Here is a 16,837-nt window from a genome sequence, read left to right on the forward strand (position 1 = left end):
ACGATCTCGACGCCGGTCTTCTGGTCGTCGTTCTTGGTGCGCAGGCCCTTGAGCTGCTCGGAGGCACGGAGCAGGGCGACGCCGCCGCCCGGGACGATGCCTTCTTCCACAGCCGCGCGGGTCGCATGCATCGCGTCATCAACGCGATCCTTGCGCTCCTTCACCTCGACCTCGGTCGCGCCGCCGACGCGGATCACCGCGACGCCGCCAGCGAGCTTGGCGAGACGCTCCTGGAGCTTCTCACGGTCGTAGTCCGAGGTGGTCTCCTCGATCTGCGCCTTGATCTGGGCAACGCGCGCCTCGATGTCGGCCTTCTTGCCGGCGCCGTTGACGATCGTGGTGTTCTCCTTGTCGATCATCACCTTCTTGGCGCGACCGAGCATGTTGAGCGTGACGTTCTCGAGCTTGATGCCGAGGTCTTCCGAGATCGCCTGGCCGCCGGTCAGGATCGCGATGTCCTGCAGCATGGCCTTGCGGCGATCGCCGAAGCCCGGAGCCTTGACGGCCGCGACCTTCAGGCCGCCGCGCAGGCGGTTCACGACCAGGGTCGCGAGCGCTTCGCCTTCGACGTCCTCGGCGACGATGACCAGCGGCTTGCCGGTCTGCACCACGGCCTCGAGCAGCGGCAGCAGCTCGTTCAGCGAGGAGAGCTTCTTCTCGTTGATGAGGATGTAGGCGTCGTCCATCTCAACGCGCATCTTGTCGGCGTTGGTGACGAAGTAGGGCGAGATGTAGCCGCGGTCGAACTGCATGCCCTCGACGACGTCGAGTTCGGTCTCGAGCGACTTGGCTTCCTCGACGGTGATGACACCCTCGTTGCCGACCTTCTTCATGGCGTCGGAGAGGAACTTGCCGATCTCCTGGTCGCCGTTGGCCGAGATGGTGCCGACCTGGGCGATCTCCTCGTTCGAGGTGACCTTCTTGGAGTTCTTCTGCAGGTCCGCAACCACGGCCTCGACCGCGAGATCGATACCGCGCTTGAGGTCCATCGGGTTCATGCCGGCGGCAACCGACTTGGCGCCTTCCTTCACGATTGCCTGGGCGAGGACGGTTGCGGTGGTGGTGCCGTCGCCGGCCGCGTCAGCGGACTTGGAGGCGACTTCGCGCACCATCTGGGCGCCCATGTTCTCGAACTTGTCGTCGAGCTCGATCTCCTTGGCGACGGTGACGCCGTCCTTGGTGATGCGGGGAGCGCCGAACGACTTGTCGAGCACGACGTTGCGGCCCTTCGGACCGAGCGTGACCTTCACCGCGTTGGCGAGAACGTCGACGCCGCGCAGCATCTTGTCGCGCGCTTCAACCGAGAATTTGACTTCTTTGGCTGCCATCTCGAATTTTCCTTGGATGATGTTTGACTGGAGGGAGGAGAGGGGCTCTTAAGCCGCCTTCTTCTTGGACTCGCTGACTTCGAGAACGCCCATCACGTCGCTCTCCTTCATGATCAGCAGGTCCTGGCCGTCGATCTTGACTTCGGTGCCGGACCACTTGCCGAACAGCACGCGGTCGCCGACCTTCAGGTCGATCGGGATCAGCTTGCCGGCCTCGTCGCGGCCACCGGGGCCAACGGCGACGACTTCGCCCTGGGAGGGCTTTTCCTTGGCAGTGTCGGGAATGATGATGCCGCCAGCGGTCTTCTCTTCTGCGTCGATGCGCTTGACCACGACGCGGTCGTGAAGCGGACGGAATTTCATGCAGTCCTCCTAAACATTTGCACGAGTTGAGGATTTTGAATTGTTAGCAGTCGATGCCCGTGAGTGCTAGCACGAGCGAGATTGAAATAGGACAGGAATTTTGCGGGGGCAAGGGCTTCTAGCAGAAAAATCAGCACCCGGAAGCGGGGACTGCCAGAATCTCTTTCCCATCGTTAACCAGCCTTGGAGACCGCTTCGAGGCTCCCTCGGGGACCGTATTAGCACGGGGGCATGTCTGCTGCTAACGCATTGAATTTCAACAGCTTGTTAAACTTTTGAGCTTGAGATGGGTTGTCAGTTTGCGTCACATTTCTCTCATGTGAGCGCATCTCCACCGGGTGGCTCGTAAGCAGCGTACCGGAAAGCCACCCCCAGAATGCGCTCCTGCAAAGGAGGTTGGCATGGGACTGCGGGTTGGGGGCGTTTCCGAGGACTTCCGGAAACAGATGCTGGGCTACGGGCTGACGACGGCACAAATTCTCTACCGGATGCCGGATCATCCCTCGCTGCTCCAGACCTATGTCTGGCAGAACTACGACATGTTTCCGAAATTTCCCGCGCTGACCGACTTTCTGGCCTTCTGGCAGGAGAAGCTCGACGGTCCCTTGTTCTCGGTGACGGTCGCCCATTCCAAGCTGATCAAGCCCGCCGAGCTGCGCGCCGTCGACGGCGTGTTCCGGCTGCATTGAGGGCGAGCCCCGATCTCGTCGCACCAGCCTCGCAGGGTGGGCAAAGGCGCGCTCTTCGCGCCGTACCCACCATCCCACCGCGATCGCAGCTGGCGATGGTGGGCACGCATCCGGCGTCGCTCTTCGAGCTATGGCGGACAAGCCGCTTTGCCCAACCCTGTGAACGCGCTATCTGCTCGACCGGTGCCTGAGGGTCATCAAGCGCCGCTGCTGCAATAGCGCTTCCACATCGCGCGATAGGCCTCGTCCACCGCTTGCGCGTAGGCGACCGGGTTGCAGGCGGCCGCAGCGCGCACCTGTCCGGGCAGTGCGTGGCGCAACTCGTCGAGGTCGCCGAGCTCAGCCGCACGGCTCACCGCGATGTCGACATAGGCCTCCTCGCTGTCCGTCACCCAGTCCGGCAGGCCAAGCGCGGTAAGGATGGAGCCGGCGGCACGGCTGGGCAGGCTCTGCCCGAGCTTGGCCACCACCGGCACGCCCATCTGCAAGGCTTCCAAAGTGCTGACGCCGCCATTCTGCGGGAACGGGTCGAGGGCAATATCGACGCGATTGAACGCTGCCAGATGATCGATGCGCAAGGTGGTTCCGAGCAGATCGACGCGTTCGGCCGGCACGCCGCAAGCTGCAAGCCGCGCCAGCAGATTGTCGCGGACCAGTTGATCGTCCAGCGCAACATCCTTGATCAGCAGTCGCGACCCCGGCACCCGCTCGAGAATCCGGGACCAGGCTTTCGCGGCCTGGTCCGAAATCTTGCTGATGCGGTTGAAGACACCGAATGTGACGAAGCCGTTCGAGATCGCCGGCGTTGACGTCTGCGCAAGCTCGATCGGCAGTGGCTCCAGCGTCACAAAGCACGGCAGATCGACGATCGTTTCCGCAAACAGATGCCGGACCGCGGGAGGAATCGCGACCGGGTCCGAGAACAGATAATCGATCGTCGGCAGCCCGGTGCCGGTGCCGTGACCCCAGCCATGGGCCTGGATCGGCGCCGGCTTGCGTGCAAATACGCTGAGGCGGTTTCCCTTGGTGTGGCCGGACAGATCGATCAGGATATCGATGCCATCGGCGCGGATCTCGGCATCGAGGCGATCGTCGTTCCATTGCGAGGCATCGCGCCAGCGATCGGCGATCTTTCGGAATTCGGCGGTCGCCGGATCTTCTTTCGACGAACAGGAGTAGCACACGACCTCAAACTGTGTCCGGTCGTGGTATTGCAGGACCGGCTTGAATATGAACGCGGCCGAATGCGCGTTGAAGTCCGCCGAGACATAGCCGAGCACCAGTGGGCGATCCGGATCGCGGCTGTTATCGTACGCTTCCACCGCTCGTGAAGCGAACGTCTTGCCGATCCGCTCCCACCAGACCTGCCGCGCCTGCTGATGCTGCTCGACGCTGGCATCGGCCGCGAAATCGAGCGTGAATATCTTGTTGGAGATGGCGCCTGGGAAGTCAGGCTCGATCTCGAGCGCTCTGTCGTAACTGGCCAGGGCTTCGTCGACCCGCCCAAGTGCGGAGAGACAAATGCCCCGGACCAAATGAGCTTGAGCGGCATCGGGATCGAGCGCGATAGCTCTCTCACTATCCTTCAATGCTTCGGCGATTTGCGGGATCTGGAGCCAGACACAGGCGCGCCCGAGCCACCCGTTCATCTCGTCGGGCGCCAGGGCGATTGCCCGATTGCAATCCGCCATGGCGTCGTCAAATCGCAGAAGTTCCTGCAATGCGATGGCGCGGTTCGCCAGCGCCGAGGCATAGTCGGGCTTGATCGACAGCGCGCGGTTCAGGCTTGCGATGGCCTCGTCGTAATTGCGCAGACGGCAGAGCACCCAACCCCGGCCATTGTGGGCTTCGGCAAGTTTTCCGTCGATTGCGAGCGCCTTGTCGTAGCAATCGAGCGCTTGCTGAAGATCGAGGGTCACGCTCGCGTTGCCGAGATTGGACAGGGCTACGGCGAAGTTGGGGCGCAGGGCGAGGGCCCTTCGATAGCTCTCGCGGGCCTCGTCGTGACGTCGCAGCTTGTTCAGTGCGATGCCCCGGCTCATGTGAGCATCGGCAGATTGCGGATCCACGGCAACCGCCCGGCTCAGCAGAATTTCGGCTTCCTGATAGTTCTTGGCATCAGACTCCAGACTGCCGAGCATATGCAGCGCGATGAACTGGTTGGGCGCAAGCTGCAAGACCTGGCGGTAGCCGGCCCGGGCCTCGGAGAGAAGCCCTTGCTTGTGCAGCTGGAGGGCCAGCCCGAGCAATGGCAGCACTTCGGCTTTCTGTCGCTTTTGAAGCCGGGCATTGTGAAATGCACGCTGACCTACGCTGTTGCTCATCAATCAATCCCCCAGAATCTCTTATGGGAGATTAAGTCGGCGAGGGCGCGAATACGAGACGACGGCCGTTCGTGACGACAGCTTCGGGCAAGCTACGAGCGGTTGTGGTCATCGCGTTGACTGGCCCGCAATTGCTGCCCGGTCCAGGACTGGCTAATCTACCGTTGGGTTGTCCCCGTCCGGCGGGCGCGGCTCAGATCAGGGAGACAGACAATGGCCAGGCAAAAGGCATCAAGACCCGCAACCAAGACCGCGGTCAAGAAGCGGAGCGGCACCAAGGCGGCGGCGCGATCCTCGGCGCGCAAGGCGGTGAAGACAAAGGCGCGCGCGGCCGCACCGAAGAAGCCGGCGCGCCCCAGGCAGCGCATCGCGATCAGCCATCATCGCGAAGAAGACTTCAAGGCCGACGGCCTGCGTGCCTACGCAAAATACCGCGACCTCGGCATTGCCGCTGCGACCCATGGCCTGGCGCAGGCGCACGTGATACGCCTGCAAGGCCCCTGCGATCCGGCGGAGGTCTCGAAGCTGCACTTCCACGACGTCGAATTCCAGATGGTCTATGTGCTCAAAGGCTGGGTGAAGACCTACATGGACGGGCAGGGCGAGACCTTGATGAAGCAAGGCAGCGCCTGGACCCAGCCCCCGAAGATCAAGCACATGATCCTGGATTATTCGGACGATGTGGAGCTGCTGGAGGTGATCCTGCCGGCGGAGTTCAAGACGGTGGAGTTGAAGGCGTAAGGGGCTGCGGAAAGAGCGCGCCGGTCTCTCAACTCGTCATTGCGAGGAGCTCTTGCGACGAAGCAATCCGGACTATCTCCGTGGGACGCATTTCCGGATTGCTTCGCTTCGCTCGCAATGACGGGTGGAGAGAGCTAACTCAGCACCCCCACCACCGCCCCCATCAGGCACGTCGTCAGCGTCCCCGATACGATCGACTTCAGCCCGAGCGCGTTGATCTCCTCGCGCCGCTCCGGCGCCATCACACCCAGCCCGCCGATCATGATGCCGAGGCTGGCGAAGTTGGCGAAGCCGCACATCGCGTAGAGCATGATCAGGCGCGAGCGTGGATCGAGCGTATCGGGCGGCAGTTTCGAGAAGTCGACATAGGCGATCAGCTCATTGAGCACGGTCTTGGTGCCCATCAGGCTGCCGGCCGTTACCGCCTGGTCCCACGGCAAACCCATCAGCCAGCACACCGGCGCCATGACAAGGCCCAGCAGGCGCTGCAGCGAGATCGCGGCGCCGCCGATGTTTGGCAAGAGGCCGAGGATGGCGTTGACGAGGTAGACCAGCGCCACGAGCACGAGGAGCATCGCGACGATGTTGAGCAACAGCTCGAGCCCCGCGCTCGTGCCTTTCACGATCGCATCCATCGTGCTCGCGACCTCCATCTCCGGATCCTCCAGCGCGCCGCCGGTGCGCTTGTCCGAGGTCTCCGGCACCATGATCAGGCTGACGAGGATCGCGGCCGGCGCGCCCAGCACGGAAGCGATGACGAAATGCGCGGCCGCATCAGGAATAAGAGGAGCAAGGAGCGTCGCATAGAGCACCAGCACGGTGCCGGCGATGCCGGCCATGCCGCCGGTCATGACCAGGAACAATTCGCTGCGGGTCATCTGCGCCAGATACGGCCGCACGAACAGCGGCGCCTCGACCATGCCGAGGAAGATGTTGGCGGCGGTCGAGAGCCCGACCGCGCCGCCGACGCCGAGCGTCCGCTCCAGCAGCCAGGCCATGCCGCGCACGATCGGCGGCAGCACGCGCCAGTAGAACAGCAGCGTCGTCAGCACGCTCATAACCAGCACGATCGGCAGCGCCTGGAACGCCAGGATGAAGTCCGCGCCGGGCACCTTCAGGTCGAAGGGCAGGGTGCCGCCGCCGATATAGCCGAACACGAAGGCGGAGCCTGCGCGCGAGGCCGCCGAGATCGCGCCGACCGCATCGTTGATGGTGCCGAAGGCATGGGCGACGACCGGCAGTTTCAGCAGCACGACCGCGGTGACGAAGGTCACGGCGAGGCCGATCGCCGCCTGGCGCAGCGAGACCGCGCGGCGATTCTCTGCGAGCGCGAAGGCGATCAGCAGCAATGCGAAAATGCCGAGTGCCGATTGCAGGCGAAGCATGATGTCCCCAAACCCCCAATGATTATGGCCGCGCCTGCGTTGCAAAGGCAATGCCGACAGGCCGCGGAAGCGCCCCGTTGTTGACAAGCGGACCCGTCTCAGCCACGCGGGGAGACCCATCGAGATAAGGGGGCGGACCGCCCGAGGTGACCGAAAAGGCGATGCCAGAGCAGCCAATATCCCAAAATCCGCCGGTCAGCGCCGGCGCGCTCCTCGCCCACCGCGCCTTCCTGTACTTCCTGCTCTCGCGCAGCCTGTCGCGCTTCTCCAGCCAGATCGCCGCGGTCGCGATCGGCTGGCAGATCTACGATCTCACCGGCTCGGCCTTCGACCTCGGGATGGTCGGGCTCGTGCAGTTCCTGCCGACGGCGCTGCTCGTGTTCGTCGCCGGCCACGCCGCCGACCGTTTCGAGCGCAAGCGTGTGGTCCAGCTCTGCCAGCTCGTGGAAGCCCTGACGGCGCTTTATCTCGGCGTCATCACCTATCTCGGCGCGGTCAGCGAGGTGCAGATCTTCATCGCGACCTTCGTGCTCGGCATCGCCGGCGCGTTCGAGAGCCCGACCACCGCCGCGCTGCTGCCGCTGATCGCGCCGCAGGGATCGCTCCAGCGCGCCACGGCGGTCGCGAGCGGTGCGGGGCAGGTCGCGACCATCACCGGTCCCGCGCTTGGCGGTTTCGCCTACGCGATCGCGCCGCATCTCGCCTATGCCGTGATGCTGCTGTTCTGGATCGTGGGGATGATCCTTACCGGCTTCATCCGGCCGCGTCCGCAGGCGGTGGCCAAGGACATGGACGATGCGGACAATATCTTCGCCGGGGTCCGCTTCATCCGCAGCAATCCCGCGATCCTCGGCACCATCTCGCTCGATCTGTTCGCGGTGCTGTTCGGCGGCGTCACCGCGCTCTTGCCGATCTATGCCCGCGACATTCTGCAGACCGGCCCGGTGGGTCTCGGTGTGCTCCGTGCCGCGCCTGCGGTCGGCGCGCTGCTGATGACCATGGTGCTGGCGCGCCACGCCATCTCGCGCCATGTGGGCCTGCGCATGTTCCAGGCCGTGATCGTGTTCGGCCTTGCCACGATCGTGTTCGCGCTGTCGTCCTGGATGTGGCTGTCGGTGCTGTCGCTCGCGATCCTCGGCGCGGCCGACACGATCAGCGTCGTGATCCGCTTCTCGCTGGTGCAGCTGTCGACGCCGGACGAGATGCGCGGCCGTGTGGGCGCGGTGAATTTCCTGTTCATCAACGCCTCCAACCAGCTCGGCCAGTTCGAGAGCGGGCTCACGGCGGCACTGTTCGGCACCATGCCCGCCGCCGTGCTCGGCGGCATCTGCACGGTCGCGGTGGCGCTGTTGTGGATGAAACTGTTTCCGACCCTGCGGCAGGTGGAGAGCTTGGAGTAGGCCCCCGCTCCCTCCACGTCATTACGAGGAGCTCTTGCGACGAAGCAATCCAGAATCTCGCCGCGGAGGCAGCCTGGATTGCTTCGCTGCGCTCGCAATGACGATTGTTGAGATAGCGTGGTGACTTAGGTCACGTCACCCCCGCAGCCGAGCAGCAGCAGGCGCCACTTGACGCCTACTGTGCATGGGGTTGTTTTCGCAGTTTTCTGTTCAACCCCGTCCGACGAACGGCATCTTGGTCGCCATGACAGTCATGGTCAGCACGTTGGCATCGAGCGGCAGGCCGGCCATGTAGGCGACGGCATCGCCGACCGCCTTGGCGTCCATGCGCGGCTCGTGCTTGGTGGTGCCGTCGGGCTGCAGCACGCCGGGGCCGTTGACCATGCGGTCGGTCATCGGGGTCGCGGCATTGCCGATGTCGACCTGGCCGACCGCGATGTCGTACATGCGGCCGTCGAGGTTTGAGGCCTTGGTGAGGCCGGTGATGGCGTGCTTGGTCGAGGTGTAGGCGGCAGAGAACGGCCGCGGCGCATGCGCCGAGATCGAGCCGTTGTTGATGATGCGGCCGCCGCGCGGGCTCTGGTCCTTCATGATGCGGAAGGCGTGCTGGGTGCACAGGAACGGGGCGGTGAGGTTGGTGTTCACCACCGCCTGCCACTGCTCGAGGCTGAGGTCCTCGAAGTTCACGGCGGGTGCGCCCATGCCGGCATTGTTGAAGAGCACGTCGAGGCGGCCATAGGTCGCCTTCACCTTGTCGAACAGCGCGGCGATCTGGTCCGGCTTGGTCATGTCGGCGGTGATACAGAGGCTCTTCCCCGCGGGGCCGAGCTTTGCGGTTTCCTCGAGCATCTCAATTCGGCGTCCGACCAGCACCACGGTGAAGCCGGTATTCATCAGCGCCAGCGACGCCGCGCGCCCGACACCGGTGCCGGCGCCCGTAACCACTGCGATTTTTTTTGCTTCACTCATCGTTCCTGCCTCTTCTCTTAAGCTGTCAGGTTTTGGGTTCTTTTTCGTTCTTATAGGGCGGGCGCGGGATGTTCTGATGCGCGGCGCGTAAGGCCGCCGACCAGCGCGAGCGCAGATCGTGGAAATAGGGCTCGCCCGCCTCGATGCGGTGGTTGAGATCGGCCTCGCAGGCGTCCGTGCGCACCACCAGGACATCAATCGGCAGGCCGACGCCGAGATTGGACCGCATGGTCGAGTCCATCGAGATCAGGCCGGTCTTCAGCGCCTCGTAGAGCTCGACGTCGTAATGCATGGCGCGGTCGAGCACCGGCTTGCCGTATTTGTGCTCGCCGATCTGCAGGTAAGGCGTATCCGTCGTGCACTCGATGAAATTGCCGGCGGTGTAGACCATGAACAGGCGCATGCGCGCGCCCTTGATCTGGCCGCCGAACAGGAAGGAGACGTCGAAGGAGACGTCCTCTGACTTCAGCGCCGGGCCTTCGGTCGCATGCACCGCCCGGATCGCCCGGCCGATGCGCTGGGCGGCCTGGAACATGGTCGGCGCGTTCATCAGCGTCTCGATCTCGCCCGTATTGGGGTCCTCGAGGCCTTCGGTCAGCGTGGACAGCACCGACTGGCTGATGGCGAGGTTGCCGGCGCTGGCGATCGCCATGATGCGGTCGCCGGGCTTGGAGAAGATATGCAGCTTGCGGAAGGTCGAGACGTTGTCGAGGCCGGCATTGGTGCGGGTATCGGCGATCATCACCAGACCGTCCCGAACCAGGATTCCGCAGCAATAGGTCATTTCCAGTCCCCGAACGCGTTTGCGCGGAATTACTAGCGAATTTCAGGGAAGCATGAAACCCCCGATTCCCGCGGAAAGGGTCGTCATTCCGGGGCGCGAGGAAGTCGCGAGCCCGGAATCCATTCATCCACTAACCTTGCCGTCCGATGTATTCCGGGCTCGCGCGGCGCGCGCCCCGGAATGACGGGACGGAACGGCTTGGCTTTCCCACCTCAATCCGCGCTATCGACCAGAAACGCCGCATCGACGGGGACGCCGAGGGCCGTGACCAGCCGGTTGGTCTCCGCGGCCATGCCGACGATGGCGAGCAACTCGCCATATTCGGCCGCGGTCATGCCCTTGGCCCGGGCGCTCGCAGTGTGCGAATGGATGCAATAGCTGCAGCCATGCGCGACCGATACCGCGACATAGAGCATTTCCTTGACCTTGGGATCGAGCGCGCCCGGCGCCATCACCTCCTTGAGGCTGTCCCAGGTCCGCCGCAGCGTCTTGGGATCATGCGCCAGCGCGCGCCAGAAATTGTTGATGAAATCGGACTGCCGCACCTTGCGGATGTCGTCGAAAACGGCGCGCACCTCGCTGGAGAGTTCGTCGTCCGAAAGCAGTTTTACAGTTGCCATGAGGGCCTCGCGGGATCGGGTCTGATCCCGCGAGTTTAGCACGGCTGATGCGCTCAGGCGGCATCCTCGGCCGAGCGGCGCAAGGCGAGCTTGCCGACGTCGACATACTGCCGCTGCTGCGCATGGGCGTGCTGGGCTGCGACGTGAATGTCGCGCAGGCGCCGCTGCAGCGGCGATGTGTCGTAGACCGCGCTGCTTCCGGCCAGCGCGAAACAGGCATCCGCGATGCCGACGCAGGTCGTGGCGAGCCAGGTCGCCGATCGAGCCCCTTCGATCACGAGGTCTTCGTTGTTCAGCGTGCCGGACTGCGCGTGGCGCCAATGGCCGGCAACCTGGACCTCGTGAAAGCCCTGCGCGGCGCCGAGGTCGGCGGAGATCCGGCCGAGTTCGTACTGGAAAGTCTCGGACTCCCGCATCGGGACCGCCGCATATAATTGCTGCCGCCCTGTATGCGCCAGCGCGAGCAGGTCATCGACCATGCCCTCGGCGAGGCCCACCGAGAACGCGCCGTGAAGCAACGGCAGCCATTGCCGTAGTGCTTGATAAAGCGGACCCGACTGACGCGGGGCGGCCTCGAGATCGAAGAAATTGGCCTCGGGAACCAGCGTCTCCCGTAGCGTGACGTGATGGCTGCCGGTGCCCTTGAGCCCCGCCGCGTGCCAGGTGTCCTCGACGTCCCAGTCGCGCGCCGGCAGCGCAACGACGCGAAGCAGCGGCTTGCCCTGTGGGCCGGGGATCGGTTTGCCGTTTTCGGTGACGATGCAGAACCCGCCGATCCAGTCGGCATGCGTGCAACCGCTGGCGAACGGCCAACGGCCCTTGACCCGATAGCCGCCCGACACGCGTTCTGCCGTTCCACCCGGCTGGGATGAGCCGCAGATCGCAGTATCAGGTCCGTCCTGATAGATGCGCTTGTACAGTTCCGCGGGTGAGGCTGCGACGAAGAGGCTGCTGGCTCCGGCGACAACCGCGATCCAGCCGATCGAGCCGTCGAGACGGGCGAGCGCCTTGATGACCTCCAGTCCGGCGGGAAAATCGAGCTCCAGTCCGCCTTCGCTCCGCGGGACGAACATGCGAAAGATCCCGATCGATCGCAGCCGTTCCACGAGGTCGGGCGGGATGCGGCGTGCAGCTTCGATCTCTGCGGTGCGTGCCGTGATCTCGGGTGCCAATTCCCGGATGCCCACAAGCATGGCTTTGTGGGGATCGCGCAGTGCGAAGTGGTCGCTGAGTCTTTCTTGAAGCCGCATCTGTCTCAACCTCTGTTGCGGGAACGGATCGCAACGGAGGTTGAACAGACAATGCTACGGCGCGGCTTCAACGCGGCGGTCGTCGGTTACGGCTGTAACGCTGCTAGCTCTGGCGCTGGGACTGCGATTGCGATTGGCCGCCGCGGCCGGCCTGTTCGACCTTGACCGCGACTGTCAGCGTCTCCGCGCCGCCGCCATAGCGGGTGCCGCGCACGGGGGCCGCCCCGAGATAATCGAGGCCGATGGCGACGCGGACATGGGCATCGGTGGTGCAGATGCAGTTGGCGGGATCGAAGCCGACCCAGCCGAGGTCGGGGACATAGGCCTCCGCCCAGGCATGGCCGGCATCCTGATGCACCGTGCCGTCGGAGCGCAAGAAGTGGCCGGAGACGAAGCGTGCCGGCACGCCGCCGGTGCGGGCGCAGGCGATGAAGATGTGCGCGTAGTCCTGGCAGACGCCGCGCTTGAGCGCGAACGCCTCCGCCGCCGAGGTGCCGCTGTTGGTCGGGTCCTCGTCGAAGGTCATGTGGTCGCTGATCTCGCTCATCAGCGTGTGCAGGAAGCCGAGCGTGTCGCTCTCGGCCTCGCTGCGCAGCTGCCGTGCGACCGCCGCCATCGCCGGATTCACCGAGGTGAGGTCGGTGGCGCGCAAGAACATGCCGGCCGGAAAGCGCTCGTCGGCGCCGCGCAGCACGCCGCCGGTGTCGTGGGTCTCGATCAGCCCTTCGGCGGTGATCCTGATGTCGCCGACGGGCCCGCAGGACAGCACATGGGTGACGTTGCCGAAGGCGTCCTCATGGGTGTCGAGTCTGGTGTCCGTGGAGACGTCGATCTGCCACTCCGCCACATATTGTCCGTCATGGCTGCACGGCGTCATGCGCAGGATCTGGATCACGCTGGTGGCCGGCGGCTCGTAGCGATAGGTCGTGGTGTGCTGGATTCGCAGGCGCATGGTGGACCATTGTTCTGGCGTCGTCACTCCGGAGCGATGCGCCAGCATCGAACCCGGAATCTCGAGATTCCGGTCTGATCCTTCGGACCATCCCGGAATGACGGCGTCTATCAGATCAAATACTGCTTCGTGATGATTTCGCCCAGCCTGGAATTGTCCGCAATGAATTCCTGAATGAATTCATGCACGCCATGCTGGAAAATGTCGTTCATATTGCTGTGTTCCAGCCGGTTGCGGATGCCGCGGGCGTGGCGCTGGGCCGGACCCTGGCGGCCATAGGCAACGCCGATCTGGTCGAGGTTGCGCACGAGATTGCCATAGCAGCTGGCGAGCGAGCGCGGCAGCGTGTCGTTGAGGATCAACAGATCCGCGATCAGCCACGGCTTCAGCGTCTCGCGATAGACCCAGTGATAGGCCGTCAGTGCTGAGACCGAGCGCAGGATCGAGCTCCACTGGTAGAAGTCGAGCGGCCCGCCGACATGCTCTTCCTCAGGCAAGAGCACATGGTACTTCACGTCGAGGATGCGGGCGGTATTGTCGGCGCGCTCGAGATGCACGCCCATGCGCGAGAACCAGTAGGCGTCGTTCCGCAGCATGGTCCGGTAGGCCGAGCCGTCGAAGCGCAGCGAGGTCTCCTGCACGAAGCGCAGGAATTTGGCGAGGTCCTCGCGCGTCGAGGTGCCCTTGCTCCAGACCGCCTGCAGCTCGATCCAGGCCGAGTTGATGGTGTCCCACATCTCGCTGGTGAGCGCGGTGCGCACCGAGCGCGAGTTCAGCCGCGCCGCCTCGATGCAGTTCCGGATCGAGGACGGGTTGTTCGGCGAGAACGAGAGGTACTCCACGACGTTGTGCTCGTTGGCTTCCTCATAGGTCTGATAGAAGCTCGCGGCGACGCCGGCCGTGAGCAGCGCCGAGTCCCATTCGTTGGTCTTGCCGATATAGGCGGCGGGAAGCGCGGTGACGCGCAGCGTCGCATCGATGGTGCGCGCGAGATATTCGGCCCGTTCGACATAGCGGGCGAGCCAGTAGAGGTTTTCGGCGGTACGCGACAGCATCTCTCTACTCGTCCAGAATCCAGGTGTCTTTGGTGCCGCCGCCCTGGCTCGAATTCACCACCAGGGAGCCTTCCTTCAGTGCGACGCGGGTGAGGCCGCCCGGCACGATCGTGGTGCTCTTGCTGCCGGTGAGCACGAAGGGGCGAAGGTCGACGTGGCGCGGGGCAAGGCCCGACGCCGTGCAGGTCGGGCAGGTCGAGAGCGCCAGCGTCGGCTGGGCGATAAAACCTTCCGGCTCGCGCTTGAGCTTCTCGCGGAAGGCCTCGATGGTCGCCTTGGTCGCGGCCGGGCCGATCAGCATGCCGTAGCCGCCGGAGCCGTGCACCTCCTTGACGACGAGCTCGCCGAGATTGTCCAGCACATAGGCGAGGTCCTTCGGCTCGCGGCAGCGCCAGGTCGGCACGTTCTTCAGGATCGGCTCCTCGCTGAGATAGAACTTCACGATGTCCGGCATGTAGGAGTAGATCGCCTTGTCGTCGGCGATGCCGGTGCCGACGGCATTGGCGAGCGTGATGTTGCCGGCCGCATAGGCCGACATCAGCCCGGGCACGCCGAGCACGGAGTCGGGGCGGAAGGTGAGGGGATCGAGGAAATCGTCGTCGACGCGGCGGTAGATCACATCGACCCGCTTCACACCCTCGGTCGTCCGCATGAACACTTCATTGTTCTTGACGATGAGGTCGCGGCCCTCGACCAGCTCGATGCCGAGCTTGTCGGCCAAGAACGAGTGCTCGTAATAGGCGGAGTTGTAGACGCCCGGCGTCAGCAGGGCGACCGTCGGCTCGCCGGATGCGCTTTGCGGCGCGACCGAGCGCAAGGCCGCGAGCAGCTCGTCCGGATAGCGCTCGACCGGCGCCACCCTGTGGCGGGCGAACAGGTCCGGAAACAGCCGCATCATGATCTCGCGGTTCTCCAGCATGTAGGACACGCCGGAGGGCGTGCGCGCATTGTCCTCCAGCACAATGAAGTCCTCGGCGTCGACCCGGACGATGTCGATGCCGGCGATGTGCACGTAGACGTCGTGCGGCACCTGCTGACCGTTCATCTCGGGGCGGAAGACCGGATTCTGGAAGATCAGATCGTCGGGGACAACCTCGGCGCGGAGGATGTCGCGACCATGATAGATGTCGCGCAGGAACATGTTCAGCGCCTTCACGCGCTGCTTCAGGCCCTTCTCCAGCAGCGCCCATTCCTTGGCGGACATGATCCTCGGGATCACGTCGAACGGGATCAGGCGTTCGGTGGATTCGGAGTCGCCGTAGACCGCGAAGGTAATGCCGATCCGGCGAAACAGGAGCTCGGCTTCCTGGCGGCGATATTCGAGCGCCTCCGGAGGCGTCTCCTTGAGCCAGCGCGCCAGCTCCTGGTAGGCGGGGCGAAGGTCCCCGCCGGGAATATTCATTTCATCAAACGCGACTGCCATAGATCCCGACTTGTCTCCCTGGCCATGCGGCAAGAGTGCATGACTTTCATGTGGTAGCAAGGGCCGGGCCAGCGCGATAAGCATGGACTGGCAGGATTTAGCGGGGACGGACGGCGGCTTGCCTGAAAAAATGGCTGAGGACTGCTTATTTCGGCAGCAAAACCGCGTGACTTCAACGCGTTACCTCGGCAAAGTCGGTGCCACAGGTGAGGGACAGAGTTTATGAGCGAGATCGTCACGGCGGGCATTCTGGTCATTGGGGACGAAATCCTGTCGGGCCGGACCAAGGACAAGAATATCGGCTTCATCGCCGAATATCTGACCAATATCGGCATCGACCTGAAGGAAGTCCGTGTCGTCTCCGACGACGAGGCCGACATCATCGCCGCGTTGAATGCACTGCGGCATCGCTACACCTACGTCTTCACCACCGGCGGCATCGGGCCGACCCATGACGACATCACCGCCGACAGCGTCGCCAAGGCCTTCGGCGTCGGCATCGACCATCACCCGGAGGTGGTCGCCCGCTTCCGCGAGCGCTGGAGCGAGCAGGACCTCAACGAGGCCCGCCTGCGCATGGCCCGCATCCCCGATGGGGCCGAGCTGATCCAGAGCGCCACCATCCTCGCCCCCGGCTTCAAGATCGGCAATGTCATCGTGATGGCCGGCGTGCCCTCGATCATGCAGGCGATGATGGACATCGTCTCGCCCAAGCTGAAATCGGGCGTGCGCATGCTCTCCGAATCGGTTCGGGCCAATGCGCGGGAGGGTGACATCGGCAGCCCGCTGCGGGCGATCGCCGCCGCCCATCCCGACACCATCATCGGCAGCTATCCCTTCATGGACGAGGAGCAGAAGCCAAACACCAACCTGGTGGTGCGATCGCGCGATGCCGACAAGCTCGCGGCGGCGATGGCCGCAGTGAAGGAAATGCTGGCGGGATTGAACATCACCCGCTAGCACCAAGTTGCCGGCGGACGAATGGCAGGAGACGACGATGGCGGGTGAAGCACCGGAACTGAGTGCGCAGGAGCGGGCGGGCAAGGCCTTTCCGGTCTCGTGGGACCAGTTCCACCGGGATTGCCGGGCGCTGACTTGGCGGCTCAACGAGGTCGGTCCGTTCCACGCGGTCATCGCGATCACCCGCGGCGGCCTGGTGCCGGCCGCGATCGTCGCGCGCGAGCTCGGCGTGCGCGTGATCGATACGGTCTGCATTGCGAGCTACGACCACAACAAGCAGGGCGAGCTGCAGGTGCTCAAGGGCATTTCCGAGGCGGCGATGAAGCTCGGCGGCGGCACCGGCAAGGGGCTTCTGATCGTCGACGACCTCGTCGACACCGGCAAGACCGGCAGGATGGTGCGCGAGATGCTGCCCGACGCACATTTCGCTACCGTGTACGCCAAGCCGATGGGACGTCCGCTGGTCGACACCTTCATCACCGAGGTGTCGCAGGACACCTGGATCTTCTTCCCCTGGGACACCGCGCTGTCCTACCACCCGCCGCTGCGCGACGGGGCGGCGTGATCGCCGTCGTTGCGAGGAGCGAAGCGACG

Annotated in this window: 16 protein-coding genes; 5 read left to right on the top strand and 11 right to left on the bottom strand. The window is 64.3% G+C overall.

The window, feature by feature from the left end; all coding sequences use genetic code 11:
* On the bottom strand, window positions 1-1,328 hold a 1,328-nt coding region (gene groL, locus A5906_RS05500; protein ID WP_080134260.1), incomplete at its 3' end, for a chaperonin GroEL.
* Window positions 1,329-1,376: 48 nt separating this feature from the next.
* Window positions 1,377-1,691: a co-chaperone GroES gene (locus A5906_RS05505; protein WP_025037205.1), complete on the bottom strand. Its 315-nt coding sequence runs from the start codon at window positions 1,689-1,691 to the stop codon at window positions 1,377-1,379.
* 401 nt (window positions 1,692-2,092) lie between these two features.
* Between A5906_RS05505 and A5906_RS05510 the strand changes: the two genes are divergently transcribed.
* Entirely contained in the window at window positions 2,093-2,380 is a 288-nt protein-coding gene (locus A5906_RS05510) for an usg protein (protein ID WP_018648592.1), read from the top strand.
* Window positions 2,381-2,577: 197 nt separating this feature from the next.
* Here the strand turns inward: A5906_RS05510 and A5906_RS05515 are convergent, their stop codons facing one another.
* Window positions 2,578-4,704 (bottom strand): O-linked N-acetylglucosamine transferase, SPINDLY family protein, encoded by a 2,127-nt coding sequence (locus A5906_RS05515; RefSeq protein WP_080134261.1) that lies wholly within the window; start codon window positions 4,702-4,704, stop codon window positions 2,578-2,580.
* Between the two features lie 213 nt (window positions 4,705-4,917).
* Between A5906_RS05515 and A5906_RS05520 the strand changes: the two genes are divergently transcribed.
* Window positions 4,918-5,445 carry a cupin domain-containing protein gene (locus A5906_RS05520; protein WP_080134262.1) on the top strand — a complete coding sequence of 176 codons (528 nt, stop codon included), beginning with the start codon at window positions 4,918-4,920 and terminating at the stop codon, window positions 5,443-5,445.
* Between the two features lie 134 nt (window positions 5,446-5,579).
* On the opposite strand, the gene A5906_RS05525 is transcribed toward A5906_RS05520, so the two are convergent.
* The gene (locus tag A5906_RS05525) at window positions 5,580-6,830 is read right to left on the bottom strand and encodes a NupC/NupG family nucleoside CNT transporter (protein ID WP_080134263.1); all 1,251 of its coding nucleotides are present in this window, start codon (window positions 6,828-6,830) and stop codon (window positions 5,580-5,582) included.
* Window positions 6,831-6,991: 161 nt separating this feature from the next.
* On the opposite strand from A5906_RS05525, the gene A5906_RS05530 reads away from it, so the two are divergent.
* Window positions 6,992-8,230 carry an MFS transporter gene (locus tag A5906_RS05530; RefSeq protein ID WP_080134385.1) on the top strand — a complete coding sequence of 413 codons (1,239 nt, stop codon included), beginning with the start codon at window positions 6,992-6,994 and terminating at the stop codon, window positions 8,228-8,230.
* A 210-nt stretch (window positions 8,231-8,440) separates the two neighbouring features.
* Here A5906_RS05530 and A5906_RS05535 read toward each other — a convergent pair whose 3' ends face one another.
* The 7 genes from A5906_RS05535 to A5906_RS05565 form a co-directional block, all read right to left on the bottom strand.
* A complete protein-coding gene (locus A5906_RS05535; protein ID WP_080134264.1) occupies window positions 8,441-9,199 on the bottom strand; it encodes an SDR family oxidoreductase in 759 nt (252 codons plus the stop codon).
* 25 nt (window positions 9,200-9,224) lie between these two features.
* Window positions 9,225-9,983, bottom strand: coding sequence for a proteasome-type protease (locus A5906_RS05540; protein WP_057740901.1), 759 nt, complete (start codon window positions 9,981-9,983; stop codon window positions 9,225-9,227).
* Between the two features lie 212 nt (window positions 9,984-10,195).
* A complete protein-coding gene (locus A5906_RS05545; protein ID WP_080134265.1) occupies window positions 10,196-10,603 on the bottom strand; it encodes a carboxymuconolactone decarboxylase family protein in 408 nt (135 codons plus the stop codon).
* A gap of 53 nt (window positions 10,604-10,656) precedes the next feature.
* The gene (locus A5906_RS05550) at window positions 10,657-11,796 is read right to left on the bottom strand and encodes a flavin-dependent monooxygenase (RefSeq protein ID WP_245326602.1); all 1,140 of its coding nucleotides are present in this window, start codon (window positions 11,794-11,796) and stop codon (window positions 10,657-10,659) included.
* Window positions 11,797-11,956: 160 nt separating this feature from the next.
* Entirely contained in the window at window positions 11,957-12,805 is an 849-nt protein-coding gene (locus tag A5906_RS05555; RefSeq protein ID WP_080134267.1) for a transglutaminase family protein, read from the bottom strand.
* A gap of 110 nt (window positions 12,806-12,915) precedes the next feature.
* Window positions 12,916-13,860, bottom strand: coding sequence for an alpha-E domain-containing protein (locus A5906_RS05560; protein ID WP_080134268.1), 945 nt, complete (start codon window positions 13,858-13,860; stop codon window positions 12,916-12,918).
* Window positions 13,861-13,864: 4 nt separating this feature from the next.
* Window positions 13,865-15,283 carry a circularly permuted type 2 ATP-grasp protein gene (locus tag A5906_RS05565; protein ID WP_080134269.1) on the bottom strand — a complete coding sequence of 473 codons (1,419 nt, stop codon included), beginning with the start codon at window positions 15,281-15,283 and terminating at the stop codon, window positions 13,865-13,867.
* A 222-nt stretch (window positions 15,284-15,505) separates the two neighbouring features.
* Between A5906_RS05565 and A5906_RS05570 the strand changes: the two genes are divergently transcribed.
* Window positions 15,506-16,243 (top strand): competence/damage-inducible protein A, encoded by a 738-nt coding sequence (locus A5906_RS05570; RefSeq protein ID WP_080134270.1) that lies wholly within the window; start codon window positions 15,506-15,508, stop codon window positions 16,241-16,243.
* A 37-nt stretch (window positions 16,244-16,280) separates the two neighbouring features.
* Window positions 16,281-16,808, top strand: a complete 528-nt coding sequence (gene gpt / locus A5906_RS05575) for a xanthine phosphoribosyltransferase (protein WP_080134386.1) — start codon at window positions 16,281-16,283, stop codon at window positions 16,806-16,808.
* Window positions 16,809-16,837: the final 29 nt, after the last annotated feature.

The organism is Bradyrhizobium sacchari (assembly GCF_002068095.1).
Taxonomy (GTDB): domain Bacteria; phylum Pseudomonadota; class Alphaproteobacteria; order Rhizobiales; family Xanthobacteraceae; genus Bradyrhizobium; species Bradyrhizobium sacchari.